Source organism: Embleya sp. NPDC050493 (assembly GCF_044458105.1).
In the GTDB taxonomy this organism is placed as follows: Bacteria; Actinomycetota; Actinomycetes; order Streptomycetales; family Streptomycetaceae; genus Embleya.
The window spans coordinates 4067-18002 of record NZ_JBITHP010000052.1; the positions used below are offsets into that span (position 1 = coordinate 4067).

Sequence of the window (13936 nt, forward strand, 5' to 3'; positions counted from 1 at the left end):
AACTCCCCCGCCCCGGCCCTGGGGGGTTGGCGCCCCGGGGGGTCGGGGCCCCCACCCGGGGCGGGCCCCCGACCCCCCCGGGGGGTGGGCCCCCACGCCCGCGAGTTCGCCGGTGGATCCCGCTCTATTTGCCGTCCAGGAACTGGAAGAGTTCCTCGTCCGTCGCGGCGGTGACGTCGAGCCTGTCCTCGGACGGGTCGGCGGAGTCCCGCAACGCACGCAGCCGCACCAGCAGGCCCTCCAGGCGATCGGCGATCCGGTCCCCGTCCGGGCCGGTCACCGACGCCATGGTCAGCGCCGAGTCGACCCGGTCCAGCTCGCTCAGCAGCGAACCCGTCGGCGCCGAGGTGCGGGCCGCCGCCAGACGGATCAACTCACGGGCCACGGCGGCCGCCGTCGGGTGGTCGAACACCAGCGTCTGCGCGAGCCTCAGGCCGGTCTCCGCGCCGAGCAGGTTGCGGAACTCCACCGCGGACACCGAGTCGACCCCCAGGTCGGAGAACGAACGGTCGGGATCGATCGACCGTCCCGGCGCATACTGCAGCACGTCGGCCATTCGGGTGCACACCAGGTCGAGCAGGATCTCGTACCGGTCCTCCTCCGCCAGACCGGCCAACCGGTCCATCAGGGCGCCCGAGCCGGCCGCCGCCGGGCGCGACGACCGCGACGAGCGCGGCACGACCTGCCGGCCCGCGAGTCGCCGCAGGATCGGCGGTACCTCCGCCTGGGCGCGCACCATGGTCAGGTCCAGTGCCACCGGAACCAGCAGCGCCTCGTCGAGGCCCAGCGCGGCGTCCAGCAGCGCGACGCCCTGCTCCGACGAGTACAGGGTCACCCCGAGTCGGGCCAGCCGGGCCAGGTCCACCTCGGACAGGTCCTCGGTCATCGTGCTGCGCTCGGCCCACATGCCCCACGCGAGCGACACCCCGGGCAGCCCCCGGGCCCGCCGGTAGTGCGCGAGTGCGTCCAGATAGGCGTTGCCCGCCGCATAGTTCGCCTGACCCGCCGGGCCGATCAGGCCGGACATCGAGGAGAACAACACGAACGCCGACAGGTCCAGGTCGCGGGTCAGCTCGTGCAGGTTCCACGCGGCGACCATCTTGGGGCTCAGCGTCACGTCGAGCCGCTGCGGGGTCAGCTCGGTCAGCACCCCGTCGTCGAGCGCCCCGGCCGCGTGCACGACCGCGGTCAGCGGGGCCTCGGCCGGGATCGCGGCGAGCAGCCGGGACAACGCGGCGCGGTCCGCCGTGTCGCAGCCGGCCAGTTCGACCTCGGCGCCCAGTGCGGTCAGCTCGGCCGCCAGTTCCACGCCTCGCGGGGAACCCGCGCCGGTGCGGCTGACCAGCAACAACCGCCGCACCCCGTGCACGTTCACCAGGTGCCGTGCCACGATCCCACCGAGGGTGCCGGTCCCGCCGGTGACGAGCACGGTGCCGGCACCGAACGCCGCCGTCGGCGCGGTGCCGCTGCCCACCTCGGCCCGGACCAGCCTGGGCACCAGGGGCCGGCCGGACCGGATCGCCAACTGCGGCTCCTGTGCGACCAGCGCCGCCACCGCGTCCCACGGCACCGGCTCGGCGTCCACGTCCACCAGGGCGAACCGGCCCGGGTTCTCGGTCTGTGCCGACCGCACGAGGCCCCACACCCCGGCCTGGGCGAGCCCGTCGACCGGCTCCTTCGGCTCGACCCCGACCGCACCCTCGGTCACCGGTACGAGCGTGCCGGCGGCGAACCGCTCGTCGGCGAGCCACTCCTGCACGACAGCGAGCATCGCACCGGTGACCTGCCGGGCGTCCGGGCCGGTCGGGCAGCGCAGGAACACCACTCCCGGGTCGGCGGGCACCTCCGCGAGCGTGTCCACGAGCGTCCACGGAACCGGCTCCGCCGACTCGGCGGGCGCGGCCGACCAGTCCACCCGGAACATCGAATCCGCGGGCGTGCCCGGTCCGCTCGTCGGCATCTGCCGGAACCGCAGGCCGTCGACCGACGCCACCGGCGCACCGGTCGCATCCGCGAGCCGGATCGACACCACGTCCGCGCCGGCGGCCGACATCCGCACCCGCAGCGTGGATGCCCCGGCCGTCGACAGGGACACGCCCGACCAGGCGAACGGCAGGACGGCACCGTCCATGCCGTCGAGGAAGGACCCGAACCACACCGCGTGCAGCGCCGCGTCCAGCAGCGCCGGGTGCAGGCCGTACCGATCCGCCTCGCCCGCGGCCTCCGGCGGCAGGGCGACCTCGGCGAACACCTCGTCCCCGCGCCGCCACAACGCCGACAACCCCCGGAACGCCGGGCCGTAGTCGTACCCGCGTGCGGCGAGGTCGGCGTACACGTCGCCGATCGCGACCTCCCGCGCCCCCTCCGGGGGCCATACGCCGGCCTCGAATCCGGCCGGCGGGGCCCAGCCGGACAACGAACCGTCGGCGTGCCGGACCCAGTCGCCGTCCTCCGGGCGGGCGTGTACCGACACCGCCCGGTGTCCCGACGCGTCGGCCTCCTCGACCACGACCTGGATCATCGCCCCGGCCCGCTCCGCGAGCACCAGCGGCGTGTGCACGGTGAGTTCGTCGAGCAGTTCGCAGCCCACCTCACGGCCGGCCCGCAGCGCCATCTCCACGAACGCCGCACCCGGTACCACCACCCGACCCAGGATCGCGTGGTCGGTCAGCCACGGCAGGCTCTGCGGGGACAGTCGGCCGGTCAGTACCGTCCCGCCGGACTCCGGCAGCGCCAGCACCGCACCGAGCAGGGGGTGTTCCCCGGCGACCAGGCCCGCCGCCCGCAGGTCGCCCGCCCGCGTCGGCACGTCCATCCAGTAGCGGTCGCGCCGGAACGGGTAGGTCGGCACCGGCACGGTGCGCGCCCCCGTCCCGGCGAACACCGCGTGCCAGTCCACCTCGATGCCGTGCACGTGCGCCGCGGCCAACGCGGCCAGCGCGGTGACCGGTTCCGGGCGGTCGGCCCGCAGCACCGGCACAGCGACCGATACCGAGTCCCCTTCCGGGAAGCAACCCTCGGCCATCGCGGTCACCGCGGCGTCCGGGCCGATGCCGACGAACCGGGTCACTCCGTCCTTGCGCAGGCGTTGCACCGCGGCGGCGAATCGCACCGGCTCGCGGACCTGGCGCACCCAGTACTGCGGTGAGCACACCGACTCCGCCGTCAGCGCCCCGCCGGTGACCGTCGACACGATCGGCAACACCGGCTCGTGGAACGTCACGGCGGCGAGCACCTCGCGGTAGGGCTCCAGCATCGGGTCCATCAGGGGTGAGTGGAACGCGTGGCTCACCCGCAGCCGCTTCGTGCGTCGGCCCAGGGACGCGAAGTGCTCGGCGACCCGCAACACCGCGCCCTCCTCGCCCGACACGACCACCGCCTCCGGCCCGTTCACGGCGGCGATGCCGACCTCGGCACCCGCCGCGATCGGGACCACCTCGGCCTCGCCGGCCCGGATCGACACCATCGCGCCGCCTTCGGGCAACCGCTCCATCAGCCGACCGCGCGCCGCCACCACGCGGCAGGCGTCCTCGAGCGTCCACAGTCCGGCCACGAACGCCGCCGACAACTCGCCGATCGAATGCCCGGCCAGCACCTCCGGCCGCACGCCCCACGAGCCGAGCAGTCGGGTCAGGGCGACCTCGACCGCGAACAGCGCGGGCTGCGCCCACCCGGTCCGGTGCAGCGGTTCCGCCTCCGGATCCGCCTCGGCCATCAGCACGTCCCGCAGCGGCCGGTCCAGCAGTCCGTCGAACCCGGCGCAGACCTCGTTCAGCGCCGCGGCGAACGCCGGGAACTCCGCGTACAGTTCGCGACCCATGCCGATCCGCTGGGTGCCCTGCCCGGCGAACACGAAGGCGGTGCGGCCGGGGTGCGCGACACCCCGCACCACCCCGGAAGCCGTGTCGCCCGCGGCGAGCGCGCGCAGGCCGGCGAGCAGACCGTCCCGGTCCCCCGCCGGCACCGCGGCCCGGTGTTCGAAGGCCGTGCGGGTGGTCGCCAGCGAGAACCCGACGTCGAGCAGGTCCGGCCCGTCCGGCGCGTCCACGGTGGCCGACAACACCTCGGCCTGGGCGGCCAACGCTTCGGGGGTCCGGCCGGAGAGCAGCAACGGCACCGGCGGCAGCGGGATCGGCTCCTTCGGCTCGGCCGCCTCGCCCGCCGGCGCCTGCTCCAGGATCACGTGCGCGTTCGTGCCGCTGATCCCGAACGACGACACCGCGGCCCGCCGCGGCGCGCCCGTCACCGGCCATTCGCGCCGCTCGGTCAGCAGCCGCACGTCGGCCGCGGACCAGTCCACATGCGACGAGGGGGTGTCCACGTGCAGGGTCTTCGGCAGTACGCCGTGGCGCAGCGCGAGCACCATCTTGATCACGCCGCCGACCCCGGCGGCGGCCTGGGTGTGCCCGATGTTGGACTTCAACGACCCGAGCCACAGCGGACGGTCGCGGTCCGGGCCGTAGGTGTCCAGCACGGCCTGCGCCTCGATCGGGTCGCCGAGTCCGGTGCCGGTGCCGTGCGCCTCGACCGCGTCCACGTCCGAGCCGGCCAGGTCGGCGTCCTGGAGCGCCTGCCGGATCACCCGCTGCTGGGACGGCCCGTTCGGCGCGGTCAGCCCGTTCGACGCGCCGTCCTGGTTGACCGCGCTGCCCCGCACCACGGCCAGCACCGGATGCCCGAGCCGCAGGGCGTCCGAGAGCCGCTCCACCAGGAGCATGCCGACGCCCTCGGCCCAGCCGGTACCGTCGGCCGCGTCGGCGAAGGACTTGCAGCGCCCGTCCGGAGCCAGCCCGCGCTGGCGGCTGAACGCGACGAGCATGCCCGGGGTGGACATCACCGTGGCGCCGCCGGCCAGCGCCAGCGCGCACTCCCCGCGGCGCAGCGACTGGACCGCCAGGTGCAGCGCGACCAGCGAGGACGAGCAGGCCGTGTCGACGGTGACGGCGGGCCCCTCGAACCCGAGGGTGTACGCGATCCGCCCGGAGGCGGCGCTGTTCGCGGTGCCGGTGAGCAGGTGCGCCTCCGCGCCGCCGACCGCCTGGTGCAACCTGGGCCCGTAGTCCGGTGCCATCGCCCCCGCGAACACCCCGACCCGGGCGCCGCGCAGCGCGGCGGGGCGGATCTCGGCCCGCTCCAGCGCCTCCCAGGAGGTCTCCAGGAGCAGCCGCTGCTGCGGGTCCATCGCGACCGCCTCGCGCGGCGAGATCCCGAAGAACTCGGGGTCGAACTCCGTTGCCCCGCGCAGGAACCCGCCGTGCCGGGTGTAGGTGCGGCCGGGTGTGTCCGGGTCCGGGTCGTACAGCGACTCCGCGTCCCAGCCGCGGTCGACGGGGAATTCGCCGATCGCGTCGCCGCCGGCGTCCAGCAGTCGCCACAGGTCCTCGGGCGAGCCGACGTCGCCGGGGAACCGGCAGGCCATGCCGATGATGGCGACCGGTTCCCGACTCGCCTGTTCGGTCTCCCGCAGCCGTTGTCTGGTCTGCTGCAACTCGGCCGTGACCCGCTTGAGGTATTCGACCAGCTTCTCTTCGTTACTCACAAGAACTCCGATCAGGGCATGCCAAGTTCGCCGTCGATGAGGTCGAAGAGTTCGTCGAGCTCCAGCCCGTCCAGCCCACCGGTCGGCGGCGCGACCGGCGCGACCGGCGCGGTTGGCTCGGCGGGTTGTTCGGCCGGTTCGGCCGGGCCCAGTACCGCGCCGAGCCGGCCGGCGAGTGCGGACGGCGTCGGGTAGTCGAACACCAGCGTGGCCCGCAGCCGCAGCCCGGTCGCCGCGCCCAGCCGGTTGCGCAGGTCCACCGCCGTCAGCGAGTCGAACCCGAGTTCCTTGAAGGTCCGGTCGGGGGCGACCGCGCCCGGCGTGCCGTGTGCCAGCACCGTGGCGGTGTGCTCGCGGACCAGGTCGAGCAGGGCCGCCTCGCGGTCCGCACCGGACATCCGGGCCAGGTCGGCGCCGAGCGACCCGGCGTCGACCGGCTGCGCCGCGGCGGCCTCCGCGCGCCTGACCCGCTCGCGGACCACGCCGCGCAGCAGCGCCGGCACCGGGCCCTGTGCCCGCACCGCGGCCGGATCGATCCGGGCCGGGACGAGCAGGGCGGCGTCGGAGCAGACCGCGGCGTCGAACAGGGCCAGCCCCTCCGCCGCGGACAACGGGCTCAGGCCGGCGCGGCGCATCCGGCTCAGGTCGGCGTCCGCGAGCCGGCCGGTCATCCCGCTCGGCGGCGCCCACAGGCCCCAGGCGAGCGACACGGCCGGCAGGCCGCGCGCCGCGCGCTGCTGGGCCAGGGTGTCCAGGTACGCGTTGGCCGCCGCGTAGTTCGCCTGCCCCGGCAGACCCAGGATGCCGGCGACCGAGGAGAACAGCACGAACATCGCCAGGTCGAGCCGCCGGGTCAGCTCGTGCAGGTTCAGCGCGGCGTCGACCTTCGGGCGCAGCACGCGCGCCAGTTGTTCCGGCCGCATCGCCTCCAGGACGCTGTCGTCGAGCAGTCCGGCGGCGTGCACGACACCGGTCAGCGGGTGCTCGGCCGGGATCGATGCGAGCAGTGCGGCCAGCGCGTCCCGGTCGGCGACGTCGCACGCGGCCACGGTGACCGTCGCACCCAGCGCGGTCAGCTCCGCGGCGAGCTCGGCGGCGCCCGGTGCGTCGGGTCCGCGCCGGCCGGCCAGCACCAGGTGCGCGACCCCGTAGTGGGTCACCAGGTGCCGGGCGAACAGGCCGCCGAGGGTTCCGGTGGCGCCGGTGATCAGCACCGTGCCCGCCGTCAGGTCGGGTCGCGCCGCGGACGGGCCGGCGACCACGGCCAGCCGGGGTACCAGCGGCCGGCCCTTGCGGATCGCCAGTTGCGGCTCGCCGCCGGCCAGGGCGACCGGCAGCGCCGCGACCGACGCCTCGTGCGCGTCCAGGTCGACGACGACGAACCGGTCCGGGTGCTCGCGTTGTGCCGAGCGGACCATGCCCCACACCCCGGCGCCCGCCGCGCCGAGCACGTCCGGCTCGGCCGGCTCGTCCGGCTCCACGACCATCGCGTCGCGGGTGAGCAACACCAGCCTCGACGCGGCGAATCGCTCGTCGGCGAGCCACTCCTGCATCAGTCGCAGCGTCCGGCCGGCCACGGCGTGCGCGCCGGCCGCGGTGGGCTCCCCGGTCGGCGCGGCGAACACCGCCTCCGGCACCGGTCCCGCGGCGGCCAGCGCGCCGAGATCGGCGTGGGAGGGTACGCCGAGCCCGAGTTCGTCGACGCCGACGAGCGCCCACGGCCGCCGGCCCCCGGAGGTCCCGGGCCCGCGGGCCTCGACCCAGTCCACCCGGAACAACGCGTCCGGCGGCCCGCCGGTCGGTGCCCCGGCCGGGAGCGGCCGCAGTGCCAGCGACTCCACCGACGCCACCGGCGCCCCGGTCGCATCGGCCAGCCTCAGCGAGACCGTGTCCGGGCCGTCCGGCGTGATCCACACCCGCAGCGCGGACGCACCGCCGGCCCGCAACGACACGCCCTGCCAGGAGAACGGCAGCCGGCAATCGGGACCATCCGCGACCGCGGCATGCAACGCGGCGTCCAGCAGTGCCGGATGCAGCCCGAACCGGCCGGCGTCCGCCGCGATCTCCGCCGGCAGCGCCACCTCGGCGAAGGTCTCCGCGCCCCGCCGCCACCACGAGCGCAGGCCGCGGAACGCCGGGCCGTAGCGGTAGCCGAGTGCGGTCCAGCGGTCGTATCCGCCGTCCCACTCCACCGCGACCGCGCCCGCCGGCGGCCAGGAGGTCAGGTCGAACTCCTCGGGCCGGCCCATCGCGAGCACCCCGCTCGCATGCCGGGTCCAGCCGGCGGAACCGTCCGCCGGGCGGGCGTGCACGGCCAGCGCCCGGCGGCCGGAGTCGTCCTGTTCGCCGACCGTGACCCGCACGTCGACCCCGCCGTGCGCGGGCAGGGTCAACGGCACCTCGCAGGTCAGCTCCGCGACCTCGTCGCAGCCCACCTCGTCGCCCGCGCGCACCGCCAGCTCGACGAACGCCGCGCCGGGCAGCAGCACCGTGTCCGCCCGCCCGGGGTCGGCCGAACCGCGATCGACCAGCCCGTGGTCGGCCAGCCAGGGCTGGGCCCGGAGGGACAGTTGTCCGGTCAGCACCAGGCCGCCGGAGTCCGGCAGTTCCACCACGGCGCCGAGCAGCGGATGCTCCGCCGCGGTCAGTCCGGCCGCCGCCACGTCCGCCGGCTCGCCGTCCGGCGTCGGTTCGAGCCAGTAGCGCCGCCGCCGGAACACCGAGGTGGGCACGTCGACCGGTCGCGCGCCGGGGAAGACGGCCCGCCAGTCCGGGCTCACGCCGCGTACGTACGCCTCGGTCAGCGAGGTCACGAACCGCTCGGGGCCGCCGTCGTCGCGGCGCAGCGAGCCGACGACGACCGCGTGCTCGACCACGTCCTCGACCGCCGCGGTCAACACCGGATGCGGACTGACCTCGACGAACACCGAGTGCCCCCGCTCGGCCAGCACACCGACCGTCTCGGCGAAGCGAACCCGGTTGCGCAGGTTGCGGTACCAGTAGCCGGCGTCCAGGCCGGTGGTGTCCAGCAGGCCGGCGGTCACCGTCGAGTAGAACGGGACCGCCGAGGGGCGGGGAGCCGTGCCGGCCAGCACCGCGGCCAGTTCGTCCTCGATCCGCTCCACGTGGGCCGAATGCGACGCGTAGTCCACCGGGAGCCGCTTGACCCGCACCCCGGCGGCCTCACATTCGGCGACCAGTTCGTCCAGCGCGTCCACGTCGCCGGCCACGACGACCGCGGCCGGGCCGTTCACCACCGCCGTGGACAGCCGGCCGTCCCATCGGCGCAGGCGTGCGGCAACCTCGTCCTCGGACAGTGCCACCGAGACCATGCCGCCGGCGCCGGACAGCGCCAGGATGGCCCGGCTGCGCAGGGCGACGATCCTCGCCGCGTCGGCCAGGTCGAGTGCGCCGGCGACGCATGCGGCGGCGATCTCCCCCTGCGAATGGCCCACCACCGCGGCGGGCTCCACACCGTACGAGCGCCACAGCGCGGCCAGCGAGACCATCACCGCGAACAGCGCGGGCTGCACCACGTCCACCCGCTCCAGCGCGGCGGCGTCGCGCAGCACCTCGAACAGGTCCCAGTCGACGTGCGGGGCCAGCGCTCCGGCGCAGTCCTGCATCGTGTCGGCGAACACCGGGGACGAGTGCAGCAGTTCCACCGCCATCCCGACCCACTGCGAACCCTGACCGGGGAAGACGAACACCACCGCGCCCGGCTCGCGGGCGGTGCCGCGCAGCACGCCCGGTGCCTCGGTACCGGCGGCGAGCGCGGTCAGGCCCCAGCGGCGGGCGGACGGGTCCGCGCCGACGACGGCGGCCCGGTGCGGCAGGCCGGAGCGGGCGGCCGCCAGGGAGAACCCGGTGTCCGCCTGGTTCAGGTCGGGATGCGAGTCCAGGAAGGCCAGCAGGGCGGCGGCCTGGTCCGCCACCGCGTCCTCGCTGCTCGCGGAGAACACCCACGGCGACACCGGATCGGCCGACGCACCGGGCGCCGACTCCGGACCCGACCCGGGCTCGGGCTCCGGATGCGGCTCCGGCGGCGCCTGCTCGATGATCACGTGGGCGTTCGTGCCGCTGATCCCGAACGAGGACACCCCGGCCCGGCGCGCCCGGCCGGTCCGCGGCCACTCCCGGGTCTCGGTGACCAGTGCCAACCCGCCGCCGGCCCAGTCCACATGCGGGGTCGGCTCGTCGGCGTGCAGCGTCCCGGGCACCGTCTCGTGCCGCAGCGCCTGCACCATCTTGATCACGCCGGCCACTCCGGCCGCGGCCTGGGCGTGGCCGATGTTGGACTTCAGCGACCCCAGCAGCAGCGGTCGGGCCGGCTCCCGATCGCGGCCGTATGTGGCCGCCAGCGCCTCCGCCTCGATCGGGTCGCCGAGCGTGGTCCCGGTGCCGTGTGCCTCGACCACGTCCACGTCCCCGGCACTCATCCCGGCGGCGGCGAGGGCCTGGCGGATCACCCGTTCCTGGGCGACCCCGTTCGGCGCGGTGAGCCCGTTCGAGGCGCCGTCCTGGTTGATCGCGCTGCCGCGCAGCACCGCCAGCACGCGGTGTCCGTGGCGCCGCGCGTCCGACAGTCGTTCGAGCACCACGATCCCCGCGCCCTCGGCCCACCCGGTGCCGTCGGCGGCGGCGGAGAACGCCTTGCACCGGCCGTCCTCGGCCAGCCCGCGCTGGCGGCTGAACTCCACGAACATCCCGGGTCCGGACATCACCGCGACGCCGCCGGCAAGTGCGAGCGTGCACTCCCCGGCCCGCAGGGACCGGGCCGCCAGATGCAGCGCCACCAGCGACGAGGAGCACGCGGTGTCCACGGTGACCGCGGGGCCCTGGAGCCCGAGCGTGTAGGCGATCCGGCCGGACGCGACGCTGATCGTGCTGCCGGTCAGCCGGTAGCCGTCGGACTCGGCGTGCGCGGCGTGCAGTCGGGGGCCGTAGTCCTGCGCCATCGCCCCGACGAAGACCCCCACGGGTGCGCCGCGCCGGCCGGCGGGATCGATTCCGGCCCGTTCCAGCGCCTCCCAGGACGTCTCCAGCAGCAGTCGCTGCTGCGGGTCCATCGCGAGCGCCTCCCGCGGCGAGATGCCGAAGAATTCGGGGTCGAACCGGTCGGCGTCGTGCAGGAAGCCGCCGTGCCGGGTGTAGGACGTGCCCGCCCGCTCCGGGTCGACGTCGTGGAGCCGGTCGAGGTCCCAGCCCCGGTTGACCGGGAATTCCGAGATCGCGTCGGTCCCGTCCACGACCAGTCGCCACAGATCCTCGGGCGACGCGACACCCCCGGGGAGCCGGCAGGCCATCCCGACGATCGCGATCGGCTCGTCGCTTGCCGTACCCGCGGCGGGCTCGACGGGCTCCTCGTCGCCTCCCGCCAATGTCCGCAGGTGGCCGGCGAGTTCGGCCGGGGTCGGGTGGCCGAACAACAACCCCGCCGGCAGTGCGAGCCCGGTCGCCGCGGTCAACCGGTCCCGCAGTTCCACGGTGGACAGCGAGTCGAACCCGAGATCCTTGAACGTCGCCCCGGGGTCGACCGCGTCGCCGCTCGCATGGCCGAGGACGACCGCGACGGTCGAGCGCACCAGTGCCGACATCTCGGGCCCGGCCGGGATCACGGCCGTGACCCCGGCCGGAGCGGGAGGCGCCGACGCGGGTTCCGCGTCGGCGGCGACGGCCGCCCGAGCGGCCGGTTCGGCGAGCCAGTGGCGCTCGCGCTGGAAGGCGTACGTGGGCAGGCCCACGGTACGGGCGCCGCGCAGGGCGAACACGCGGGACCAGTCCACCTCCACGCCGCGCACGTGCAGTTCGGCGAGCGACGCGAGGAAGCGCTCCGGGCCGCCCTCGCTCCGCCGCAGCGAGCCGGCGACCACGGCGGCGGGCCCGGACTGCTCGACCGGATCCCGCCGTTCCACCGTGTCCCGCAGCGCGGGCAGGAGCACCGGATGCGGGCTGCACTCGACGAACACCGTGTGCCCGTCGCGCAGCAGCGCCCGGGTCGCCTGCTCCAGCTCCACGGTCTGTCGCAGGTTCCGGTACCAGTACGCGGCGTCGAGTTCGGCGGTATCCAGCATGCCGCCGGTCACCGTGGAGTAGAACGGCACGGCCGAGGACCGCGGTCGGATGCCGGCCAGCACCGTGTGCAGCCGCTCCCGGATCTGCTCCACGTGGGACGAGTGGGACGCGTAGTCGACCACGATCCGCCGGGTCTCGACGCCTTCCTCGGTCCACCGCGCGACCAACTCGTCCAGCGCGTCGGGGTCGCCGGAGAGCACCACCGACGACGGACCGTTCGCCGCCGCGATCGACACCGCGCCGTTCCACGCGAGGATCCGCTCGCGCACCTCGGCGGCCGACCGCAGCACCGACACCATGCCGCCGCGACCGGACAGCGCCGTCAGGGCCCGGCTGCGCAACGTCACCACCTGCGCGGCATCCTCCAGCGACAGGGCGCCGGCCACGCAGGCTGCGGCGATCTCGCCCTGGCTGTGCCCGACCACCGCCGCCGGCTCGACCCCGCACGAGCGCCACAACCGCGCGAGCGACACCATCACCGCGAACAGCGCGGGCTGCACCACGTCCACCCGCTCCAGCGCGGTCGCGTCCCGCAGCACCTCGCTCAGCGACCAGTCGACGTGGGCTGCGAACGCCGCCTCGCACTCCCGCATCGACTCGGCGAACTCCGGTACGGACTCCAGCAGTTCGACCGCCATGCCGGCCCATTGCGAACCCTGCCCGGGGAAGACGAACACCGTCTTCCCGACCGCCGTGGCCTGCCCCTCGACCACGCCCGCGACGGCCGCACCGCCGGCGAACTCGGCGAGGCGCCGCCGCAGTTCCGCCCGGTCGCCGCCGACCACGACCGCACGGTGCCGGAACGCGGTCCGGGTGGTGGCCAGGGACAGCCCGATGTCCGCGGCGGATTCGGGCCGTTCGTCCACGAAGGACAGCAGTCGTGCGGCCTGGGCCCGAAGGGCCTCGCCGGTACGGCCGGCGATCGGCCACGCCCGCGCGCCGGCCGGCGAAGGCTCGCCGGGCATTGAGGCGGCCGAGGAAGCCGTCGCCGAGACGGTCGCCGAGGTCGCCGTCGGGGCGACCAACGTGGCGGACGTCGCCGCGGTCGCCGGGGGTTCGGCGACCACCAGGTGACAGTTCGTGCCGCCCATCCCGAACGAACTCACTCCGGCCACCAGCGGCCGGTCCGGTTCCGGCCAGGGCGTCAGCTCGGTCTGCACCCGCAGGCCGAGTTCGTCGAGGGGGATGTCCGGGTTCGGCGTGGCGAAGTTCAGGCTCGGCGGCAACAACCGGTGCCGGATGCTCAGCGCCACCTTGACCAACCCGGCGATCCCGCCCGCGCCTTCCAGGTGCCCGATGTTGGTCTTGACCGAGCCCACCGGCAACGGCGAACCCGGGCGGCGGACGCGACCCAGCGCGGCGCCGAGCGCCGCGGCCTCGATCGGGTCGCCCACCTTCGTACCGCTGCCGTGCAGTTCCACGTACTGCACACCGCGCAGCGCGACGCCGGCCCGCCGGTACGCCCGGCGGACGACCTCCTCCTGCGCGGAGCGGCTCGGCACGGTGAGGCCGGCGTGCTCGCCTTCGCCGGCACCGTCGTTGTTCACGGCGCCGGCGGTCAGCACGCAGTAGATGTCGTCGCCGTCGGCGAGAGCGGCGTCCAGTGGCTTGAGCACCACCGCGCCACCGCCCTCACCGCGCACGAAGCCGTTGGCGCGCGCGTCGAACGTGAAGCACCGGCCGTCCGGTGACAGGCCGCCGAACCGCACCGCGCCGAGCGTCGGTTCGGCCAGGATGTTCAGATTCACGCCCCCGGCGATGGCCACGCCGCACTCCCCGCGCCGCAGGCTCTCGCACGCCAGGTGCACCGCCACGAGCGAGGAGGACTGGGCGGTGTCCACGGCCAGGCTCGGGCCGCGCAGGCCGAGGTGGTGGGAGATCCGGTTGGCGATGATCGCGCGGCGGGTGCCGGTCATCGTGTGCCGGTCGACCCCGGCCGCGCCGAGCCGGTCCTGCAGCGCCGCGTAGTCGTCCCACATGACGCCGACGAACACCCCGGTGTCGCCGCCGAGCTCGGCGGGAAGGATTCGCGCGTCCTCGAGCGCCTCCCAGGCCAGCTCCAGCATCAGGCGCTGCTGTGGGTCCATCGCGGCCGCCGCACCCGGTGGGATTCCGAAGAATCCCGCGTCGAACCGGTCGATTCCGTCGACGAATCCGCCGAGGCGGTGCGGCAGCTCGGCGCTGCGCCACCGGTCCTGCGGGGCCTCGCGTACGGCGTCCGTCCCGTTCCGCAACAACCGCCAGAATTCGTGGCCGTCGCCGGCCCCGGGAAACCGACAAGCCAATCCGACCACGGCGATCCGTCTCATATCCAGCAGTCAA

The 13936-nt window shown here is 75.1% G+C and carries 1 protein-coding gene and 1 pseudogene; both read right to left on the reverse strand.

Annotated elements, in window-relative coordinates; genetic code table 11:
- Positions 1–124: 124 nt before the first annotated feature.
- Positions 125–5530 (reverse strand): annotated as a pseudogene (locus tag ACIBM5_RS45725) (SDR family NAD(P)-dependent oxidoreductase); the annotation flags it as partial.
- A 20-nt stretch (positions 5531–5550) separates the two neighbouring features.
- The gene (locus tag ACIBM5_RS45730; RefSeq protein WP_396012629.1) at positions 5551–13923 is read right to left on the reverse strand and encodes a type I polyketide synthase; all 8373 of its coding nucleotides are present in this window, start codon (positions 13921–13923) and stop codon (positions 5551–5553) included.
- Between the last annotated feature and the right edge of the window lie 13 nt (positions 13924–13936).